The 21,408-nt window shown below is 54.1% G+C and carries 15 protein-coding genes, 4 pseudogenes and 1 other annotated feature; of the genes and pseudogenes, 15 read left to right on the top strand and 4 right to left on the bottom strand.

The window, feature by feature from the left end; genetic code table 11:
* Positions 1-7 precede the first annotated feature (7 nt).
* From OAN307_RS17210 to OAN307_RS17200, 3 genes and pseudogenes are all read left to right on the top strand, one after another.
* Positions 8-1,295: pseudogene (locus OAN307_RS17210) on the top strand (IS3 family transposase).
* Positions 304-420: a sequence feature (AL1L pseudoknot), on the top strand. Its footprint overlaps the pseudogene before it by 117 nt.
* Before the next feature lie 91 nt (positions 1,296-1,386).
* Positions 1,387-1,881, top strand: a pseudogene (locus tag OAN307_RS17205) (integrase core domain-containing protein); the annotation flags it as partial.
* 267 nt (positions 1,882-2,148) lie between these two features.
* Complete coding sequence (locus tag OAN307_RS17200; RefSeq protein WP_015500883.1) at positions 2,149-2,535, top strand: DUF6481 family protein; 387 nt, start codon at positions 2,149-2,151, stop codon at positions 2,533-2,535.
* A gap of 372 nt (positions 2,536-2,907) precedes the next feature.
* Here OAN307_RS17200 and OAN307_RS17195 read toward each other — a convergent pair whose 3' ends face one another.
* A complete protein-coding gene (locus OAN307_RS17195; protein ID WP_144055610.1) occupies positions 2,908-4,176 on the bottom strand; it encodes a tyrosine-type recombinase/integrase in 1,269 nt (422 codons plus the stop codon).
* A 265-nt stretch (positions 4,177-4,441) separates the two neighbouring features.
* Here OAN307_RS17195 and OAN307_RS30270 point away from each other — a divergent pair, with 265 nt between their 5' ends.
* From OAN307_RS30270 to OAN307_RS26840, 3 genes and pseudogenes are all read left to right on the top strand, one after another.
* Entirely contained in the window at positions 4,442-4,669 is a 228-nt protein-coding gene (locus OAN307_RS30270; protein ID WP_245540882.1) for an Arm DNA-binding domain-containing protein, read from the top strand.
* 105 nt (positions 4,670-4,774) lie between these two features.
* A complete protein-coding gene (locus tag OAN307_RS30265; protein ID WP_245540881.1) occupies positions 4,775-5,500 on the top strand; it encodes a tyrosine-type recombinase/integrase in 726 nt (241 codons plus the stop codon).
* 167 nt (positions 5,501-5,667) lie between these two features.
* A pseudogene (locus OAN307_RS26840) lies at positions 5,668-6,691 on the top strand (IS5 family transposase).
* A gap of 321 nt (positions 6,692-7,012) precedes the next feature.
* Here OAN307_RS26840 and OAN307_RS17185 read toward each other — a convergent pair.
* The 3 genes and pseudogenes from OAN307_RS17185 to OAN307_RS17170 all read right to left on the bottom strand — a co-directional run bounded on the left by OAN307_RS17185 (position 7,013) and on the right by OAN307_RS17170 (position 10,945).
* A pseudogene (locus OAN307_RS17185) lies at positions 7,013-8,022 on the bottom strand (DDE-type integrase/transposase/recombinase).
* 257 nt (positions 8,023-8,279) lie between these two features.
* Positions 8,280-8,984 (bottom strand): response regulator transcription factor, encoded by a 705-nt coding sequence (locus tag OAN307_RS17175; RefSeq protein ID WP_015500880.1) that lies wholly within the window; start codon positions 8,982-8,984, stop codon positions 8,280-8,282.
* On the bottom strand, positions 8,981-10,945 hold the full coding sequence (locus OAN307_RS17170; RefSeq protein WP_333783177.1) for a hybrid sensor histidine kinase/response regulator: 1,965 nt from the start codon (positions 10,943-10,945) through the stop codon (positions 8,981-8,983). Before OAN307_RS17170 ends, OAN307_RS17175 begins: the two co-directional genes overlap by 4 nt.
* 130 nt (positions 10,946-11,075) lie before the next feature.
* Between OAN307_RS17170 and OAN307_RS17165 the strand changes: the two genes are divergently transcribed.
* The 9 genes from OAN307_RS17165 to OAN307_RS17125 all read left to right on the top strand — a co-directional run bounded on the left by OAN307_RS17165 (position 11,076) and on the right by OAN307_RS17125 (position 21,407).
* Positions 11,076-13,043 carry an AMP-binding protein gene (locus OAN307_RS17165; RefSeq protein WP_015500878.1) on the top strand — a complete coding sequence of 656 codons (1,968 nt, stop codon included), beginning with the start codon at positions 11,076-11,078 and terminating at the stop codon, positions 13,041-13,043.
* Positions 13,040-13,858: an ABC transporter ATP-binding protein gene (locus OAN307_RS17160; protein ID WP_015500877.1), complete on the top strand. Its 819-nt coding sequence runs from the start codon at positions 13,040-13,042 to the stop codon at positions 13,856-13,858. Before OAN307_RS17165 ends, OAN307_RS17160 begins: the two co-directional genes overlap by 4 nt.
* Before the next feature lie 26 nt (positions 13,859-13,884).
* The gene (locus tag OAN307_RS17155; RefSeq protein WP_015500876.1) at positions 13,885-14,883 is read left to right on the top strand and encodes a branched-chain amino acid ABC transporter permease; all 999 of its coding nucleotides are present in this window, start codon (positions 13,885-13,887) and stop codon (positions 14,881-14,883) included.
* Positions 14,884-14,913: 30 nt separating this feature from the next.
* The gene (locus tag OAN307_RS17150; protein ID WP_015500875.1) at positions 14,914-15,990 is read left to right on the top strand and encodes a branched-chain amino acid ABC transporter permease; all 1,077 of its coding nucleotides are present in this window, start codon (positions 14,914-14,916) and stop codon (positions 15,988-15,990) included.
* 99 nt (positions 15,991-16,089) lie between these two features.
* Complete coding sequence (locus OAN307_RS17145; RefSeq protein WP_015500874.1) at positions 16,090-17,373, top strand: ABC transporter substrate-binding protein; 1,284 nt, start codon at positions 16,090-16,092, stop codon at positions 17,371-17,373.
* Positions 17,374-17,462: 89 nt separating this feature from the next.
* Positions 17,463-18,278: an ABC transporter ATP-binding protein gene (locus OAN307_RS17140; protein ID WP_015500873.1), complete on the top strand. Its 816-nt coding sequence runs from the start codon at positions 17,463-17,465 to the stop codon at positions 18,276-18,278.
* Positions 18,275-19,474, top strand: coding sequence for a phenylacetate--CoA ligase family protein (locus tag OAN307_RS17135; protein WP_015500872.1), 1,200 nt, complete (start codon positions 18,275-18,277; stop codon positions 19,472-19,474). Before OAN307_RS17140 ends, OAN307_RS17135 begins: the two co-directional genes overlap by 4 nt.
* The gene (locus OAN307_RS17130) at positions 19,471-20,649 is read left to right on the top strand and encodes a thiolase family protein (protein WP_085982891.1); all 1,179 of its coding nucleotides are present in this window, start codon (positions 19,471-19,473) and stop codon (positions 20,647-20,649) included. Before OAN307_RS17135 ends, OAN307_RS17130 begins: the two co-directional genes overlap by 4 nt.
* Positions 20,646-21,407 (top strand): SDR family NAD(P)-dependent oxidoreductase, encoded by a 762-nt coding sequence (locus OAN307_RS17125; protein ID WP_015500870.1) that lies wholly within the window; start codon positions 20,646-20,648, stop codon positions 21,405-21,407. The genes OAN307_RS17130 and OAN307_RS17125 overlap by 4 nt, the downstream gene beginning before the upstream one ends.
* Position 21,408: the final 1 nt, after the last annotated feature.

Genomic DNA, 21,408 nt, shown 5'->3' with positions numbered 1-21,408 from the left:
GCCCGTTATGGAACAGACACAAAAGAAGAAGACCTCGAAGCCGTATTCACCTGAGTTCCGCGAGCGTGCGGTTCGGCTGCTTATGGAACACCGCGATGAATATCAGAGCGAAGCTGCGGCGCTGACGGCGATCGCGGGTAAATTGGGTTGTTCACCGGACAGCCTTCGCGTTTGGGCCCGTCAGGTCCAGCGCGATGGCGGCGAACGGCCAGAGCCTACCAGCGCTGAGAAGGCGCGGATCAAGGAACTTGAGCGTGAGAACCGCGAACTGCGTCAAGCCAATGAGATTTTGCGTAAGGCGTCGGCGTATTTTGCACAGGCGGAGCTCGACCGCCCGTTTCGCAAATGATGGATTTCATTGCGGAAAGCCGAGAGACACTTGGGGTCGAGCCAATCTGCAGGGCGCTGCAGTTTGCCCCTTCCACTTATTATGACCGGCGCGCCATCGCGCGTGATCCTGAGCGGGCGTCAGCTCGTGCCAAGTCTGATGCCGCCCTGAGCGTCAAGATCGACGGGGCTTGGGCGGACAACTGCAAACTCTACGGGGCCCGAAAGATTTGGCATGTTCTGCGACGGGAGGGTGAGGATGTTGCCCGCTGCACTGTGGAGCGGTTGATGCGCGCCTTGGGCATCAAAGGCGTCGTTCGTGGCAAGAAGGTCATTACCACGAACCCGGACACGTCTTTGCCATGCCCCCCCCTCTCGGCAGATTTGCTTTGCAAATCGCCTGCCAGGCAATGGACGACAAGGTGAACCGCCTGTTCAAGGCGGATCGGCCAAACAAGCTGTGGGTTTCAGACTTCACTTACGTGCCCACATGGTCAGGGACAGTCTACGTCGCGTTCGTGATTGATGTCTTTGCAAGGCGGATCGTAGGCTGGCGCACATCGACATCAATGAAGACCCAATTCGTGCTCGACGCGTTGGAGCAAGCAATCTGGCAAAGAAAAACACCAGATAACAAGGCTTTGGTCCACCACTCGGACCGCGGATCACAATACCTGTCGATCAAGTATACCGAGCGCCTGGCCGAGGCCGAAATCGATCTCTCGGTCGGAACCGTCGGTGATGCCTACGACAATGCGCTGGCCGAGTGCGTCATCGGCCTCTTCAAAACCGAAGTCATCAACCAAATCGGTCCATGGAAATCGATGCGTGAGGTTGAGTGGGAAACGCTGAAATGGGTCGATTGGTATAACAACCGCCGCCTGCTCGGCCCCATCGGATACATCACACCCGCAGAAGCAGAGGAGGCGTTCTATGCAAACCTGAACAAACTCGATATGGTCGCCTAGTCATTGAATAAATCACCCTCCGGTAAAGCCGGGGCGGTTCAGTTTGCCATTCATTGCCCGGCAGTGAATCGCAAAGCGATGTCACGAGAGGGACCGAACCAGCAAGTTTGCCGTGGCACGGCTTGTAGAAAAAGCAAATCGCAAGACGGCCTGGGAGTTCCTGGAGGCTGTTCTGGAAGCGGTGCCATACAAGATCCACACAATTCTGACGGACAATGGCATTCAATTTTGTGAGCAACCACGTAACCGGAACACACCATATTCACGGCCTATGCGGTTCGACATGATCTGCGATGCCAACAGGATTGAGCACCGGCTGACCAAGCCCAACCATCCATGGACCAATGGCCAGGTTGAGCGGATGAACCGCACGATCAAGGACGCAACAGTCAGGCGGCATCACTACGACAAGAATGATCAGCTGCACACCCATCTCGCAGACTTCATAGCGGCCTACAATTTTGCTCGAAGGCTGAAGACGCTCAACGGCCTGACGCCGTACGAATACATCTGCAAGATAGGGACTTCAGAACCAGAAAGATTCATCGTTAATCCGATCCACCAGATGCCGGGACCGAACACCTAGAGAACCGAATGCATTGGTATTGAGATGAAAGGGGTTACCGAAAGGGAAGGGTCGCCAAATCCACCGCTGGATTTTTCATGATCATTCGATGTTTGCGGTGCGCAGCTTTTATCGGATATGTAATTTTAGTGCCCACTTTTTATTGCTAAGCGCAATCCTGTGAGATAGGCGACCGTCCTAATGAGTGATCACAAGGTCACATAGTCCAGCGGTTCTGCGTGGAAATCTCGTAGGCCTCTGACTGCAGGAAATGTGAGCAAAGAATACATGAAGAACTCTATTGGAGATCGCTTTGACGGGCGCCTCAAGACAGCGTCTGAAGCCAAACAGCAGCGGCTCGAACGGTTCAAAGCTGCGGCGGATGATCCTGAGAGGCTGGCAAAGCGCGCAGAAAGACAAGAAGTAGCGGCAGGTCTTGAGGCAGCACGAAAAAATAAAGCGACCAAATTGCTGCAAGGCAAAGCGGATGTTGAGCGGCAACAAGCTGTGGCCGCTGAACGGCAGGGCGTGCAAACACTGGCGCGTGACGCTGAACTCGAGATTGAGCAAGCTGAGGCTGTCGATCGAGAGATCAAGCAAAATGCGGTGCGAGAAGCCGAACGTAAGGCAGAACGTGACCGTCGCTATGCCGCGAGACGCAACCGTAAACGCTGATTGGGTGAATGTGGATGATCCCCGTCGTGCTTGACCGCGGCGGATGAGGTCGCCGGTAGCCTTGTTCAGCTAAGTCCGATTAAGGTAGAACGACCGCAAGGGCTTTACGTGGTTTCTGAGGCGACGCCAAATCCAGATCCAAAACTTGTCCTGTTCGTAAACTGGATGAAACAAGAAGAGGGTGGCTGACAAGTCCTGCACAACCACATATCAGGCCGGGTTACCGCTTTCAGTCTCACTGAAATGAGACAGCATCTCAGCTTCTATGCTGGTGCGCTTTCTTTTTTGTTTTGAGCGCAGTATGTCCTTTAGCGCCTCTAAGCCGCAGATAAGCTCTGACCGGATCTGCCTGAGCCGGCCAGCGTGGCCACTTTAGAGCTGGTCTTGTAGGCGAGGAGGCATAGCGCCGCCCGTTACGTAATCGGCCCAATTTTGCATCGTAGGTCGCCGTTCGTCGAGAAGATCATCACGCATATATGCGTTTACCATCGGATCTTTCTCATGGGATAAAGCCGTTTCCATCAGGTCTTGCGAATAGCAGTTTTGCTTGCGGAGCCATGTCCGAAATGTTGCCCGCATTCCATGCTCAGTGATATTTGGATAAAATTTTTGAAATTCTAACCGAGCGCAATTCTCATCAATCACACCAAGCTTGTTCTTCGGTCGGGCAAAGACTGCGTCTGACGTACCTGTCAACAAGCTCATATTATCAAAGATAACATCAAGTTGCTTGCAGATTGGAATGCGGTGCGCGCGACGCATTTTCATGTGCTCCCTTTGACTGGTCCAAATGAGCTGATCCAGTTCAAGATCGATCCATTGAACCATCCGCACTTCCTTTGTTCGCTTGCCCGTGAGGAGCATCACCATCAGCATTTGGCGCACGTCCTCAGCAACATCGTGCTTTAGTATCCACTGCCACAGATCGGGGGCACGTGACCGATCCAACGACGGTTGGTGACGTGTTTGAATCGTGACGCGGCCAAATGCGATCTGGCGTTTGAAGCTCGCTGGATTGATTTCAATATGTTCGAGCAACTTGGCCAGTTCGAAAACCTCTTCCACACGTCCCAGCGTCCGCTTTGCTGTTGTGTGCTTGATCCGCCAGATTGGGTCAAAGACAGCAATCAGATGGCGCTGCTTAATTTGATCAATTGGAAGTGCGCCCAACTGTGGGAAAACGTAGGTCTTCAGTGTGTTCCAGTTTTGCTGAATGTGTTTGCCGTTTGAAAGCCCTAGCACTTTTCGATCAAACCACACCTTTGCAACGTCACGGAAGAGGGGTATGGCTTCGTTTTTTTCAGGCAAGTCGGGCATGCCTATGATTTCTGGTGGTTTATAAACATCTGTCTTTGGATCTAGAATATCAGCTCGTGTGAGCATCGATTTCATGCGCGCATCGCGCAATGAGAGCTCTGGGTAATGACCCAATGTGATCCATTTAGTTTTGCCGTTGGGCGTCATGCGGAGCTGGAAAGTTTTTCCGCCCCTTTGTTTAAACGCAGATAAAGACCATTGCCGTCTGCAAGCCGATCTGGTGACGATCCGTGTTGTGCTGCTTCGATCTGTTTGACTGTTAACATTGATTGTTCCTTTCCGTTTTGCTTTGAAAACAGGGTACAAAACGGCACTGAACTGCACGAACCCAACCTCGGGGCACGTGGGGGCAGGCGGTGGAAATAAGATATGAAATACAATCGGTTAAAGGTAAGTCTTGACGGCTTCTGAGGGCTATTGGGCAGAATTCACTTCTTTCTGTCGATCCGCCATTACCACATTTGTATAAATTTTTTCCCATCAGTTTAAGTTGCTATCAGCCTTTATTTATATGCTGATAATCGTTGTTGTACGTTTCATTGGCTTTCATCCAATTGCCCCTGTATACTTTCCTTGAGTGGTATGAAGAGTGGTATTTATCTTTGCAGCACTGAGCGGCAAACTGACGAAGAAGCTGGTTGAGAACCTAGGGGCTGGTCGTCATGGCGATGGCGCGGGCCTTTATCTGGTTGTCGATCCCTCAGGGGCACTGCGTTATATTGTGCGGGTCACCTTCAAAGGCCAGAAGAACCGCAAGGGCGCGCCACTGCGCACTGACTTTGGTTTAGGCGGCGCAGATATTGTCACGCTCAACTAAGCTCGCGACCGTGCGCTGGAATATCGGCGGATGGCCAAGACGGGCTTGAACCCACGTTTCAACGCGGACCGCGACATCCCCACGTTTGAAGAGGTCAGCCGCTAAGTGCATATTGACCGTTTGCCGACGTGGAAAAACCCGAAACACGGCCAGCAATGGCTGAACACTTTGCGCGACTATGCCTTTCCCAAGATTGGCCGCATGCCGATTGATAGCATCGGCCAGCCTGAAGTGCTGATGTGCCTGTCGCCTATCTGGACGGATAAGCACGAAACGGCGCGGCGGCTGGCACAGCGCATCAAGACTGTTCTGGACGTGGCGAAGTCTAAGGGCTTTCGCTCAGGCGAAAATCCAGTGACAGCAATCAAGGACGCGCAGTTTTTGCCAAAAGTGAAGGCCAAGGTGCAACATCACGACGCGATGCCGTGGCGCGACGTGCCAGCGTTCTTTGCTGAACTGAACGGGCGCAGCGCGACGGCGGCGAAGGCGCTGCAATTCACAATCCTAACGGCCAGCCGCACGTCTGAGGTATTGGACATGACATGGCCTGAGGTTGATGTTGAGGCGCGTTTGTGGACCGTGCCAGCCGCGCGGATGAAAGGTGGCAAAGAACATCGCGTCCCACTTACGGAGGACATGCTGGCGATACTGGAACCGCTCAAAGCGATGGTGTCGGCCTATGTCTTTGAGGGGCAGAAACGCCACAAGCCGGTGTCGAATATGTCGATGCTGATGCTGTTGCGCCGTATGGGGCGCGATGGCTTCACCGTGCATGGTTTCCGCAGTTCGTTCAGGGGATTAGGCCGCGGAGGCGGCAAACGCACCGCGTGAGCTTGCAGAGGCGGCACTGGCGCATCAAGTTGGGTCAAACGTAGAGCGGGCTTATGCGCGGTCTGATTTGTTGGAGCGGCGGCGGGAGTTGATGGTCGGTTGGGGCTTTGTTGCACAAATTGCCCGAAGGGATTCATGTTGTGGATCCAGAGTGATGGCTTTGCGTCATGAGCAGCTGGATCCCAAGGACTTGCAAGACCAGGAATTGGTCGAACTATAACCTTTCTCTGAAGCTACGGGGGTCCCTTTCGATCTGGTTTGACACCAAGATGGATTGGGAAGCGGAGCCTTCAGGCAATCGCGGCTGTCAACAAGCTTATAGTGATGCGACCATACAAACCTGCCTAACCATGAAAGTGTTGTTTGGTTTGCCGTTGAGGCAAACCACTGGGTTTGTAGAAAGCCTTTTGGAACTGGTTGGACTGGACTGGGGGGTGCCCGATTTCAGCACCTTCTGTCGACGACTGCCCGGCAGTCGAAACACAGTTTCCATGAGAGGGGCAAAAGACGTTGTCCGTTGCTATTCCATACCAGAGGTCAGCGGGGCCGCTGCACCTTCTGATCCCCTCCCATGGTTTGCAAGCAAACCCCTGACGGGCATTGGACAGCACGGGCATCAAAGCGGAGGGCGAAGGCGAGTGGAATGCGCGCAAGCACTCCTCTCACACATGCAAGCATGTGTTGTCGGGCAAAGGGTGGCCCTAAACGCCGCCTCTGGCGCAGGATACATATAGGTATCGACGAACAAACACTGGAAATACGCGCAATTGAGGCGACGAGCAGCAGCATTGCCCCCTCTCAGCAGATTGCTTTGCAATCGCCTGCTGAGCAAGGGATTCGCCTGTGCTCCCTGACTTGCTCAACCAAATTCCACCAGACCAAGAGATCGGCAGCGTCACGGCAGATGGGGCATACAATACGCTCAAATGCCATGACGCTATTGCGGCCCGTAATGCTCAGGCTGTGATCCCCCCAGGGCCACGCCCGTTCTGGGCTGAATTGATCCACAGGATCAATTCTAAGACGCCCATCACCCGCGCAAGAACGCCAAATTGTGGAAGTTAGACACGCCCGGTGCGAGGGCGCGAAGCGAGGCGGTGCGATCGTCAGGTCGCGGAAATCCAAATCCGTGCTGCGATCCTGAACGGTTTCACAGCCCTTGGCATCCCCCGTACCGAGACCGTAGGCTAAATCGGTCAAGATTTAAGGGGAGGTCTGACATCATGACGATTTGTGCAACAAAGCCGTCTCGATGTCTCGACTCTCTGCACAGTCGTTGGCGCTGCCGATGAATGCAGAACGATTTAAGTAGCGTCCACATAAGCTGCACTGTTTTGACATAAACGTTCTCATGATGTCAGCCGGACAGTTGAAACAAGACACCGCACAGCGGTCATATGGATACCAAAATGTTGAGCCACCTTACCAATGTTCGGTTTGAGGAAGCTAGGGGCGCAGGTCGCTACGTCCGATCTGGACCTGTCGCGCTTTCGTGCCGCCCCAGATGCCCATTTAGGCCACTTTCCGTTCGAATGCGACAGGGCTTTTCCAGCCTAATGCGGAGTGCCGCCGTCGTGGATTATTGAAGCCATTAATGTATCCAAAGATCGCCATTTTGGCACGCCTGCGGGTTTCCCATGTGTCCCGCCAGATCAGTTCCGCCTTGCGTTGCCCGGCAGGTGAATATTCATATTCACCGAGAGGAGTGGTTTTGAGGACCGTTTCGACGACGGCGTTGTCGTGACAATCCCCTTTCCCGCTCATGCACTGCCCCGGCAGTGCATGTTTACATGCATGAGAGGGGGATACCTTGAAGTCATGTTGGCGCAAGACCTTCTGATAATCGTGAGAACATTATTGGCTGCCACGATCCGTGTGATGGATGCAGCCTTGAGGCGGTGACCGGAACGCTATTGCCATCCCCAGCGCTCTGATCGCCAAGTCCCGCTTCATCCGGTTGCTGTACCACTGATATACCGTTCTGGCGCATCCACTGCCCCTCTCATCGCCGCAAGCGGCGACTGCCGGGCAGCGGGACAGGTGATTGCAAAGCAATCTGCCGAGAGGGGGCGGCCCACGCGCTGGTGCCCAATATCCAAGCCAATCTCTTTGAGTTCCTCAGTTATGCGCGGCCTGCCATAGCTGTTGAGGCTGAGACGAGATTGTTCTTTGATGTGCGCCAGTGTGACCAGATCGGACCGCTGTCTGCGGCGGGCAGGACGGCTGCGGAACGGCCGCAAGCCACGAGAACTGACGTTCATGACACGACACATCCGAATGGTGGCGAAGCTTTCGCGGTGTTCTTCCCCCTCTCATCGTTTGCTGGCAAACGACTGCCGGGCAGTGGGATGTTCCGTGATCCATTTGTTCAGCGTCGACATCCCCCTTTCGGCAGATTGCTTTGTAATCGCTTGCTGGGCAATTATGGCAAGATCATCTGCCACTTGCTTGCGTGTAAGCCCGCTGGTCAGTGCAATGCGCACCGCATCCTTACGGAATTCGTCCGTTCGTTTCAGTCCCATAGTTCATCTCCTTTGTTGCAGTAAATGTTATCAAAGGAGCGCCATCAAACCGCGACAGGTCCGATCGAACTCATCGTCTCCCCGCGTTGCCACCGATCCCATATCTCTGACTTTTGCTTGTCCGTGAAAAATACACGACGACGATACTTCATGGCTTACGCTCCAACTTTTCTTAAAGATCGAAGTGTTGCGTCGACCGGTTGAAACCGCCGCCCAATGTGACAGATGCTGCGTGCTGTTTCCTCATCACTCTTATATTAGGTCAGCTCTGCTATAAAAATATAGCCAGCACCATAGATCGTTTTGATCATCTTTGGATTGACGGGATCGTCGCCGAGCTTGTTGCGTAGCCGAGAAATTCTTACGTCTATCGCGCGATCATAGGTTTCCGAACCGTCTTCGCGCAAATGACTAAGCAGGCGATCGCGGGTGATTAGTCGATTGGGTGCGCTGGTGAAAAGCTCAAGGATTTTGACCTCGGCGTAAGACAATCGCTTTGTCTCACCCGTGTCCGAAACCAACGCGTGTTGATCAAGATTGGCTGTCCAGTTCCCTAACCGGATCGCTGCGGCAGGTACGTCTATGGGGCTGGGCTTGCGGCGGCGCAACAGGACTTTGACACGCGTTACAACCTCGGCCAGCTCGAACGGCTTAGTGACGTAATCATCAGCCCCGAGCTCCAATCCCGCTATCCTGTCGGGCAGGGCAATTCGCCCTGAAATAATCATGATTGCCGCGTTTGTTTCGCTCGATAATTTGTTGACTAGGGATAGGCCGTCACGATCTGGCAGCCCCAGATCGACAATGCAGACCTGCGGTGTGAGTGAGCGCATCGATTGCTCGAACATCGTCGCACTTGCAAAGCAAACTGTTTGAAATCCGGCGTCCTCCAATGCGTCTTGCAGCAATGTCCGGATCTCGCGGGTGTCATCAACAATTGCGATCAGAGGGGCATCGGTCATGTGGGGCCTTGTGAGATCTGGAGGTGGCTTTTGAGGGCGGTCAAAGTGAATGGCTTACTTAGAACAGGGTGAAAACGGGCTAAAGATTGGCGCACTGGATCGTTTTCGGGCAGGCCAGTAATAGCCCGCAAAGGCAGGTCTAGGCCCGCATCGACCAACGCTTCCGACAAATCAAACCCTGTGCCACCCTGTGCTAACATCACATCTGTTAAAATCAATGTCACGTCAGGAACTTGGGCCAGCCGAACGGCTTCCGCTACATTGTCGGTTTCAATCACAGCGTGACCCAGATCGCGCAGTTGTTCGCGGATGGTTTCGCGCAATGCCGGATCATCCTCAACCAGCAGGATCAGACCGGGCAGATCTTGTGGTGGTGTCTGGTAGGGAAGGCGCAGTGTAATTTCCGCCCCTCCATCTTTATGGTTGCCCAAATGGATGCGACCACCGCTTAATTTGGCAAAATCAAAGGCGGTCGATAGACCCAAACCCCGCCCCGGTTTCCCGCGCTTTGAGGTGTAAAATGGCGCAAGCGCATTTTTCAGCGCGTGTTCTGTAAATCCAGGGCCCGTGTCACGGACCGACAATAGCAAAGTCGGGCCATCGGCGCGGCGCAGGTCAATCTTCACGAGACCCGGATCTTTCATGGCTTCACCAGCATTCAGCACGAGGTTTAAAAGCGCATCTTGTGCGAAGCCTGCGTCAAGTATCAGTTCCGGATCGGGCAAATCATGCGCGATGTCCAAAACTGTGCCAGACGGAAGGGCCGCCTGTGCCAAAAGCGCGAAGTTCTCGATAAAAGGCTGCATCTGGACTGGTTGGATTTCCAATTCGCGTTTGGCGTCAACTTTTGACAAGCCTTCAATAAGGGCAGCACCACGAAAGGCTGCTGATCTAATCGTTTGGCTGATCTCGTGTTGAATAGGGGATAGGTTGGATTGTGCAGCAAGACGACCTTGTTGCCCTAGAATGATCGTAAGTAAGTTGTTAAAATCGTGCGCTAAACCACTGGTCAGCTGTGCCGCCAATTCACGTCTGCGAGCATGAACCAACGCTTGTCTTGCGTTGACCTCCTCGGTGACGTCTGTTGACAATAGATAGACGCCTGTGACGTGATCAGCGCTGTCCATTTCGGGCGTGAACGCGATGCGAATGTGTTTTGAAGATTGGCTGTCCGTAAACTCGAGAACAGGCGCTTCCCCGTTGAGCGCACGGGCAAAGTCGGGGCTGATGAGACTGTAGACTTCCTCCCCCAAAGCGTCGAGCAGATGCTTGCCAATCACGTTGCTGGATTGGCTGGGCAAGATCGTATGCAGTTTTCGGTTGGAATATGTGTATACGCCATCTGGCCCGACGCGCGCGATGTGTGCGGGGGTCATGGCATTGGTGAGGTTCAGTCGATCCTGCGACGCTGTCAGATTGCGCTTGGCCTCCTCTAAGGCGGTGATAGTGGCCATCAATGCGCGGTTGGTTTGGGACAGTTCCTCGGATCGCGATATTAATTTATCTGACAAGTTGGCCGAGCGTTTTCGCAAGAGGTGTTCTTGCGCTTTGACGGTCGAAATGTCGGTGTAAACCGTGACCCAGCCGCCTTCTTCCAAGGGCACGCCTTCAACTGAGATGGTCGTGCCATTTGAGCGTGTCCGCTCAAAATAATGGGGTTCAAATGCGCGGGCTTGGGTCTTACGTTCGGAAATAAATGCTTCAATATCGACAACATCGCCATAGTCGCCGCGCCAGACCAGATGGCGAACCGTGTCTTCAAAACATGCTCCAAATTCCACCAAACGGACCGGTAGGTCGAACATCTTTTGAAACCGCTCATTTGCGACGACCAACCGTAAGTCCCTGTCATAAATGGAGATTGCTTGCGTGATCAGGTTCAAGCCCGCGGACGTTAGCTTTTGAATATAATCGGCGCTGTGGTGCATGATGTCATCAAGCGTAACACCAATGCTAGACACTTGGCTAGAGATCAGCTGCGTTGTAAGATTTGGATGGATTTGTGACACACTTGTGAAAGACTAATTCATGAGGGTACTTCTGTGATGTGGGCCTGAACGGGAGATTCGGCCCATACGTCTGGGAGGACCAATGATCGCAATTGCGCCAAAAGAGGGCCGTGAAACGCTGCCAAAATTATTGGCACGCAATGTTTTGCGTCACCCAAACAAGCCTGCCTACCGTGAAAAAGCATTTGGTATCTGGCAAAGTTGGACGTGGGCGCAGGCCGCGACTGAAATCGAAGATCTTGCTTGCGGTCTGGCCGATATGGGGCTTGGGCCAGGCGATAGTGTTGCGATCATCGGACGCAACAGGCCCGCGCTGTATTGGGCGATGATTTCTGTTCAAATGTGCGGCGCGATACCGGTACCGTTGTACCAAGACGCCGTCGCCGAAGAGATGATTTATGTGTTGAGCAACTGCGAGGCGCGGTTCGTAATTGCGGGCGACCAAGAACAAATCGACAAGATTCACGAAGTCCAAGACCAGATCCCCCAGGTTGAGCAGATGATCTACCATGATCCGCGCGGAATGCGGAAATATGATGCCCCAAACCTGTCCGCTATGGCAAAGGTGCGCGCAATTGGCCGTGATAAACGTGCCGAGATTTGGCCGCGCCTTGAGGCTATTCAGGCTACCAAAAGCTACGATGATACCTGCGTGATGCTATATACGTCTGGCACCACCGGCCGCCCAAAAGGTGTGGTTCTGTCAAATCGCAACATCATTGAGACGTCAAAGAACTCGGCTGAGTTTGACAACTTGCGCGCCGATGAGGATGTACTGGCCTATCTGCCAATGGCATGGGTCGGCGATTTCATCTTCTCTGTAGGCCAATCGTTGTGGACAGGGTTTTGCGTGAACTGCCCCGAAAGCGCCGAGACGATGCAGACTGACCTGCGTGAAATTGGCCCCACGTATTTTTTCGCCCCACCGCGCGTCTTTGAAAGCCAATTGACCGAAGTGATGATCCGCATGGAAGATGCGAGCCGGTTCAAAAAGTGGCTATTTAAACGCTACATGGCACATGCCAAAACGGTCGGTCCCCGCCTGCTGGATGGTGAAAGCGTGGGTTTTGGCGACCGGATCGGTTATTTACTTGGCAATCTGCTTGTCTATGGCCCCCTTAAGAACACTTTGGGCCTCAGCCGTGTGCGCGTTGGGTACACAGCGGGTGAGGCGATTGGGCCGGAGCTGTTTTCGTTTTATCGCTCGCTCGGGATTAATCTGAAACAGCTGTACGGTCAGACGGAAGCCAGCGTGTTCATCACGCAGCAACCAGACGGTCAGGTGCGCAGCGACACTGTTGGCGTACCAAGTCCGGGTGTTGAATTGAGAATAGCCGAAAGCGGCGAAGTTTTCTATCGATCCCCCGGTGTGTTTGTTGAATATTTCAATAATCCCGAAAGTACTGCATCGACCAAGGATGCCGATGGTTGGGTTGCGACAGGTGATGCTGGCTTCATCGACCCTGAGTCCGGGCACCTACGGATTATTGATCGCGCAAAAGACGTTGGCAAGATGAGCGATAGCGCGATGTTTTCACCAAAATACGTTGAAAACAAATTGAAATTCTTCCCCAACATTCTTGAGGCCGTTGTGTTCGGCAATGGCCGTACGATGTGCACTGCGTTTCTGAACATCGACCTGATGGCGGTGGGCAACTGGGCTGAACGTCATAACATTGCGTATTCATCCTACCAAGAATTGGCAGGTCATCCTCGTGTGTTGGAAGTTTTGCGCGGGCACGTGGAAGAAGTGAACGTGTCTGTTGCCGCTGATCCGATGCTGTCAAGCTGTCAGGTGAGCCGCTTTGTAGTACTGCACAAGCAGTTGGATCCGGATGACGGTGAAATGACCCGCACTCAAAAGGTGCGCCGTGTGGTGGTTGAAGACAAATTCAGCGATATTCTGATCGCGATGTATAACGACAAGGCCGAAATTTATACTGAGACCGAAGTGACCTATGAAGATGGCCGCAAAGGCCAGATCAAGGCGACCCTCATGATTGTCGATGCTGCCGTGCAGCCTGTCCAAAAATTGGAGGCTGCGGAATGAAAGATAGTGTCGAACCATATGTGACGGATGATGGCCGCCTGATCGGGGACGTAATGCTTGATCTGCGCAACATCACCCTGCGTTTTGGTGGGGTCGAGGCGATCAAAGACATTTCGTTCGATATCCGCGAAGGCGAGATTCGTGCGATTATCGGGCCAAACGGTGGGGGCAAATCATCCATGCTGAACATCATCTCGGGGTTTTATAAACCGCAAGAAGGTGAAGTCTGGTTTGACGGCGTCGAGCGCCCCCCGATGCGTCCCTATAAAGTGGCGCGCCAAGGCATTGCGCGTACATTCCAAAACATCGCCCTGTTTGAGGGTATGTCAGTGCTGGACAACGTCATGACGGGCCGATTGAACCACATGAAAGCGGGCATGTTTAGCCAAGCGATGTGGCTTGGTAAGGCTGAGCGCGAAGAAGTCGAAAACCGTGAAGTTGTAGAACGGGTCATAGATTTTTTGGAAATCCAGAAGATCCGCAAGACGCCGGTTGGGCGCCTACCGTACGGTTTGAAAAAGCGCGTTGAGTTGGCGCGTGCCCTTGCCGCGGAACCGAGATTGCTGCTGCTGGACGAACCGATGGCGGGCATGAACGTTGAGGAAAAAGAGGACATGAGCCGCTTTATTCTTGATGTGAACGACGAATTTGGCACCACGATTGCCCTGATCGAACACGACATGGGCGTTGTGATGGATCTAAGCGACCGTGTGGTCGTGATGGATTATGGCCGTAAAATTGGCGACGGCACGCCGGACGAAGTGCGCAACAATCAAGACGTGATTGATGCTTATCTGGGGGTTGCACATGACTAATTTCACCGCACACGCAGGGGGCAAACATGTCGGCTGATTTTCTTTACGGCATCGAAGTTGTCATCAACGGGCTGATGGCTGGCGTTCTTTATGCGCTGGTCGCGCTGGGGTTCGTGTTGATCTACAAAGCGTCGGGTATTTTCAATTTTGCCCAAGGTGTTATGGCGCTGTTTGCCGCCCTGACCCTCGTGGGGATCATGGACGGACAGATACCCTTCGCCCATCTGATCAACTCTATTTTCGGCACCGAATTTCATCACTTTGGATGGGAGGTGCCAGCCTTATTGGCGATCGCGCTGACGGTGGTGGTGATGGTCATATTTGCATGGCTGGTGCAGAGGTACGTGTTCCGACATCTGGTCGGACAGGAACCGATCATTTTGTTTATGGCCACCATTGGCCTCGCCTATTTCCTCGAAGGGGTGGGTGATCTGATGTGGGGATCTGAGATCAAGACAATCGCGCTGGGTCTGCCGCAAGGCAACGCGCGTTGGTTTGAGGATATAACATCGACCCTCGGGGATGACAGTTTCTTCGGCTTCTTTGTCCGAAAGTTGGACATTGTTGCGGCCCTTGTGGCCATCGTTCTGGTCACTGCATTGATTTGTTTTGCCCAATACACCAAGCAAGGCCGCGCGATGCGGGCTGTAGCGGATGATCACCAAGCGGCGTTGTCGGTCGGTATTTCGCTAAACTTTATCTGGGTGTTGGTGTGGTCGCTTGCGGGCATCGTGGCATTGGTCGCAGGCATCATGTGGGGCGCAAAATCGGGCGTGCAGTTTTCGCTGTCGTTGATCGCACTCAAGGCGTTGCCGGTGCTTATGCTCGGCGGTTTCACGTCCATCCCCGGTGCAATTATCGGCGGTCTGATAATCGGCGTGGGCGAACAGCTGTTTGAATACACCATTGGCGGGCCGTTCCTTGGTGGCGCGACTGAAAACTGGTTTGCCTACATGCTGGCGCTCTTGTTCCTTGTGTTTCGTCCACAAGGCCTGTTCGGGGAGAAGATCATTGAACGTGTTTAAATCCCTTTCCACAAACCAAGGAACGTCCTGATGTTTTATCGCGAAGCTGGTGATTTCAAGACGTCCTATAAGGCCGACAATCAGACCTTTCCGATTGCCTTTGATCGCTATCGCTACTGGGCTATTTTGGCTTTCGCCTACCTAGTTATCCCGTTCCTGATCAACGATTACTGGGCCAATGCTATTTTGGTGCCGTTTCTGATCTATGCGATTGCGGCGATCGGACTAAACATCTTAACGGGCTATTGCGGACAGGTAAGCCTTGGTACTGGCGGCTTCATGGCTGTTGGTGCGTACAGCTGCTATAAGTTGATGACCAGTTTTCCGGACGTTTCCATCCTTATTCACGTCATTCTAGCTGGCGGTATCACTGCGATTGTCGGGGCGGCATTTGGTCTTCCAAGTCTGCGTATCAAGGGGTTTTACCTTGCGGTCGCAACGCTCGCTGCGCAGTTCTTTCTAGTCTGGTTGTTCAACAAAGTGTCGTGGTTTTACAACTACTCCGCATCTGGCCAGATCTCAGCGCCTGAACGTCTGGTGTTCGGCGCAGCGGTGACGGGCCCAAACACTGAGCCGTGGGTTCAATACATGGTGTGCCTCGTATTTGTGACGATCTGCGCGATCATCGCGCGCAATCTGACCCGTGGAACACTGGGCCGCTCTTGGATGGCGATCCGCGACATGGATATCGCCGCTGAGATCATCGGGGTGAACCCGCTCAAGGCGAAGCTAACCGCATTTGCGGTGTCATCGTTTTTCATCGGCATCTCGGGCGCGCTGTTTTTCAGTGTTTACCTTGGGGCCGTGGAAGTGGGCGATGCATTCGGTATCCAAAAATCGTTTCTGGTGCTCTTTATGATTATCCTCGGGGGGCTTGGCAGCATTTTCGGCAGCTTTGCAGGGGCCGCGTTCCTCGTGCTGCTGCCGGTTTTGCTCAAGGTGGTCGGGGTTGATCTGTTAGGGTGGCCCACTGATTTGGTGAGCCATCTAAGGTTGGTCATCATCGGCGCGCTAATCATGTTTTTCTTGATCAAGGAACCGCACGGGCTGGCGCAGCTTTGGCGATTGGCCAAGGAAAAGCTGCGGCTTTGGCCGTTCCCTTACTAGGGCCCTTTACGAGTACAAGATTACCCGTGGGGTCCGCCCCGCGACACGACCGAGGCAACTTGGCATACGAACGGATCAACCAATGGGAGGATATATCCGATGACACTTAAGACACTTGGGGCGCTGGCCCTGACAGCCACAATTGGCGCAACCGCAGCGATGGCCGACTTGGTCATCCCCGATCTCAGCTACCGCTCGGGCGCTTATGCTGCTGGCGGTACGCCGTTCTCGGATGGCTATCAGGACTATTTTAACTTGTTGAATGCACGCGATGGCGGCATCGGCGGCGAAGCGATCCGCATCGTTGAATGTGAAACGGGCTACAACACCGAAGTTGGCGTTGAGTGTTACGAGTCCACCAAGGGCGAAGGCGCGTTGGTCTATCAACCGCTGTCCACAGGCATCACATACCAACTGATCCCACGCGCTACAGCTGATGGCATCCCTATTCACACAATGGGCTACGGCCGCACATCTGCCGCCGATGGTGAAACGTTCAACTGGGTCTTCAATTATCCTGCAAACTACTGGGATGCTGCGTCGGTGATGGTCAACTATCTGTTGGGCCAGAACGGTGGCAGCCTTGAGGGTAAAGACATCACGTTGCTGTTCCACAACTCAGCTTATGGCAAAGAACCTATCGCTACGTTGAACGCATTGGCCGAATTGCATGGCTTTAACTTCAGCGAACTTGCCGTGGATCACCCGGGTCAGGAACAGACCGCTCAATGGTTGCAAATCCGCCGTGAGCGTCCTGATTATGTTTTGATGTGGGGCTGGGGCGTTATGAACCAAGTCGCAATTCAGGAAGCCGCGAACATCAGCTATCCAATGGATCAGTTCATCGGCAACTGGTGGGCTGGCGCTGAACACGACGTGACGCCTGCGGGTGCTGCGGCGAACGGTTATCTGTCGCTGAACATGAACCGTATTGGTGACATGCCGGTTCTGGCTGAAATGCAGTCGATGGTTGTTGATGCTGGTAACGGTGCTGGCGACGGGTCCAACGTCGGGTCCGTTCTGTACGTCCGTGGCATGTATGCTGCGATGCTTGCAGCCGAAGCGATTGCCAAGGCACAGGAAATCCACGGTGTTGCAGACATCACGCCCGCGATGATGCGTGACGGGATGGAAGCCCTCGAGATCACAAATGCACGCATGGAAGAACTGGGCATGCCTTTGGTTGGTCCTGAGTTCAGCGTATCCTGTCAGGATCACGGCGGTTCCGGCATGGGCATCGTTCAGCAGTGGGATGCAGCAGCAGGCGCGTTTGTTGCGCTGACGGACTACATCGCACCTGATGATAGCGTGACAGGCCCACTTATCACAGCAGATGCAGCCGCGTTTGCAGCTGAGAACAACATCACTCCAGGGTGCTTGTGATGTAATTCGGACTTTGGCGGCGGGTATTTCTGTCTGCCGCCAAAGCCCACTTTTTCCAATACGGGCCCCAACGCAGGAGTACGGACATCATGCTGGATAGTGCAAAGACCGAGACCTTGCTTGAGGTCAATAATATCGAAGTGATCTACAATCACGTGATTCTTGTGTTGAAGGGCGTGTCGCTATCTGTGCCAAAGGGAGGGATTACCGCGCTGCTGGGTGGCAACGGCGCTGGCAAAACCACAACGTTGAAGGCGATTTCTAACCTGCTGCAATCTGAACGTGGCGAAGTCACCAAAGGATCAATTCATTATCGCGGCGATCTTGTGCAGGATCTATCACCCGAGGCTTTGGTCAAACGCGGTGTCGTGCAAGTGATGGAAGGCCGTCACTGTTTTGAACACCTCACTGTTGAAGAAAACCTGCTTACAGGAGCCTATACTCGGACTGACGGTAAGACCGCGCAAGCGCTTGAGATGGTGTATGAATACTTCCCTCGCCTGAAAACCCGCCGCAAATCGCAGGCCGGATATACGTCAGGTGGCGAACAACAAATGGTGGCACTTGGGCGAGCGTTGATGTCCAAACCCGAAACAATTTTACTGGATGAGCCGAGCATGGGCTTAGCCCCGCAACTGGTCGAAGAGATCTTTGGCATCGTTAAATCATTGAACGAAAACGAAGGTGTGTCGTTTTTGCTGGCCGAACAGAACACAAACGTGGCTCTGCGGTTTGCGCACTACGGCTACATTCTGGAAAGTGGTCGCGTGGTTATGGACGGTAAAGCCTCTGAGCTGCGCGAAAATCCAGACGTCAAAGAATTTTATCTCGGTATGTCGGAGGAGGGGCGCAAATCGTTTCGTGATGTGCGATCCTATCGTCGCCGCAAAAGGTGGCTGTCATGAGTAATTTGGATCAATTGGAAACCCGCTCCGCTGATGCGCGCGAGGCCGATCAACTGGCGCAGCTATTGCCGTTGTTGGCCCACATCAACGCTGCGCAAAACAGCTGCCTGACTGGTGTGGATAAGGTCCAATCTCTTGCCGACCTGCGCCATCTTCCCGTGCTGCGAAAATCTGACCTTGGCAAATGGCAGGCTGAAAAACCGCCCTTTGGTGGTATTCTGACGAACGGTGTTACGCGACTGTTTCAGTCGCCGGGGCCGATCTATGAACCCGGTGGGTCGACACCTGATTGGTGGCGATTTGCGCGGTTTTTACGGGCGGCGGGTATTGGTGCAGATGATGTGGTGCAGAACACGTTTTCTTATCATTTCACCCCTGCCGGCGCGATGTTTGAAAGCGCGGTGATAGCCGTTGGCGCTCAGGTGTTTGCCGCGGGTCCAGGGCAGACTGAATTGCAGGTCCGCGCGGCTGTTGATCTTGGTGTGACAGCATATGCAGGAACGCCTGATTATCTGGGTGCAATCTTGGCCAAGGCCGATGAAATGGGCGTCGATTTAGGCCATATCACCAAGGCCGTTGTGTCCGGTGGGCCGTTGTTTCCGCAGGTCCGTGCAGCCTATGCTGCGCGCGGCATCACGTGTTTGCAATGCTACGGTACGGCGGACGTGGGCCATATTGCGTATGAAACGCAGGCCGATGCGCCCATGGTGATTGATGAAGGCGCAATCGTTGAAATCGTTACTCCGGGCACAGGCGATCCGGTTCCGATTGGAGAAGTCGGTGAAGTTGTCGTGACGGCATTGAATGCCGATTATCCTTTGATCCGATTTGCGACGGGCGATCTGTCCGCAATCGTACCGGGCATGTCCGACTGTGGCCGCACGAACATGCGCTTGGCGGGCTGGAAAGGCCGCGCTGATCAAGCTACCAAGGTTAAAGGTATGTTCGTTCGCCCCGAACAGGTTGCGCGATTGGTTGAACGCCATCCTGAAATTCATCGCGCCCGAGTTGAGGTCGGCCATAACGGCAAGACCGATACTATGCTGGTCAAACTGGAAACCGACGGGTCCGATTTGGCAGCCTATGCGGCGTCCATTTCAGAAGTGTTAAAGTTGCGCGGTGAGGTCGAGATTGTCTCGCGTGGGGTGCTTCCGCGTGACGGTGTCGTGATCGCAGACCTGCGACAGGTCAGCTGATGTCGGTTGTGATTGTTGGTGCAGCCCGCACCCCGATGGGCGGATTTCAAGGTGCATTGTCCACCGTCACGGCAACCGATCTTGGGGCAGCAGCCATTCGTGGTGCGCTGGAAAATGGAGACGTGTCGCCGGGCGGCGTCGACGAGGTCTTGATGGGCTGTGTTTTGCCCGCAGGATTGGGCCAAGCGCCCGCACGTCAGGCCGCATTGGGCGCTGGATTGCCGCAATCGGTTCCGTGCAGCACGGTAAACAAGGTCTGCGGATCGGGCATGAAAACAGTGATGGCGGCGCATGACCAGATCATTGCTGGTAGCCAAGACTTGATGATCGCGGGTGGCATGGAAAGCATGTCGGGTGCGCCGTATTTGTCGTTGAAGACACGCGATGGTGCGCGGTTGGGTCATGTCGAAATGAAGGACCACATGTTTCTCGACGGGCTTGAAGACGCTTACACGCGTGGCGCGTTGATGGGCACATTCGCCGAAGCCTGCGCCGAGCAATATCAGTTCACACGTGAGGCACAGGACGCCTATGCGCTTGGGTCACTATCAAACGCATTGGCCGCCCAAAAGTCCGGTGCGTTTGACGGTGAAATCACCAACGTCACCGTTATGTCGCGCAAAGGCGATGTGACCGTGTCGCTTGATGAACAACCGGGCAATGCACGGCCCGACAAGATCCCTACGTTGCGGCCTGCCTTCAAGAAAGATGGTACTGTGACAGCCGCTAATGCATCGTCAATTTCAGACGGGGCGGCGGCGATAGTTTTGACCAGTGAGACGCACGCTCAGGTGTGCGGACTGACAATGCGGGCCCGCATAGTGGGCCATGCAAGCCATGCGCAAGATCCCGCATGGTTCACAACAGCACCGGTGCCTGCAACGCAAAAGTTACTGACCCGTATCGGATGGAGCGTCGATGACGTCGATCTGTGGGAGGTCAATGAGGCCTTTGCGGTGGTACCGATGGCCTTCATGCAAGACCTTGGAATTGAGCGTGAAAAGATGAACGTAAATGGTGGGGCCTGTGCGCTCGGTCATCCGATTGGCGCATCGGGAACACGGATCATCGTGACCCTGCTGAATGCGCTGGAAAAGCGGGGTCTTAAGCGTGGTATCGCTGCGATTTGTATTGGTGGCGGTGAGGGGACTGCGATCGCAGTTGAGCGCCCTTGAAGCTTGGCTCTGATCATGCTGCCGTTGTCACTGGCGGCGCATCGGGACTTGGTGCCGCAGTGGCTGCGGCGTTGCGTCTGAAAGGCGTTAAAGTGGCGCTACTCGATCGCGATACCGACAAGGGCATGGCCTATGCCGCAGAAATAGGCGCAAATTTTTACGAAACGGATGTGATCGATGCTACATCTGTCGCAGCGGCACTGACACAAGCACGCGGTGCGCACGGCCAGGAAAGCATCTGCGTGAATTGTGCGGGGATTGCGCCTGCTGCCAAAACTGTGTCGCGTGGTGAGGCCCATGATTTGGCGCTGTTTCAAATGGTTATCAACGTCAATCTGGTCGGCAGTTTTAATGTGGCATCGCAAAGTGCGGCGGGTATGGTGGCCGCAGATCCTGTGGGTGAAGAACGCGGCGTCATCATTCACACGGCATCCATCGCGGCCTTTGAAGGACAGATGGGGCAGGTGGCCTATGCGGCGTCAAAGGGCGGTATCGTGGGGCTGACGTTACCCATGGCGCGTGATCTGGCGCGGAGCGGTGTGCGGGTCATGGCCATCGCGCCAGGAATATTTGGCACACCTATGGTGACCTCCATGAGCCAAGACATTCAGAATGGTCTGGCGGCAGGAATACCGTTTCCACCACGCCTTGGTGATCCAGATGAATTTGCAGCCTTGGCGCTGCATATCATTGAAAACGCATTCCTAAATGGGTCGGTCATACGCCTTGATGGCGCGACCCGACTGGCAATGAGGTAAG

The sequence above is a fragment of the Octadecabacter antarcticus 307 genome (genome assembly GCF_000155675.2).
GTDB lineage: Bacteria > Pseudomonadota > Alphaproteobacteria > Rhodobacterales > Rhodobacteraceae > Octadecabacter > Octadecabacter antarcticus.
Note: the sequence above shows the minus strand (reverse complement) of the source record. Positions and strands in the feature narration are given on the sequence as shown.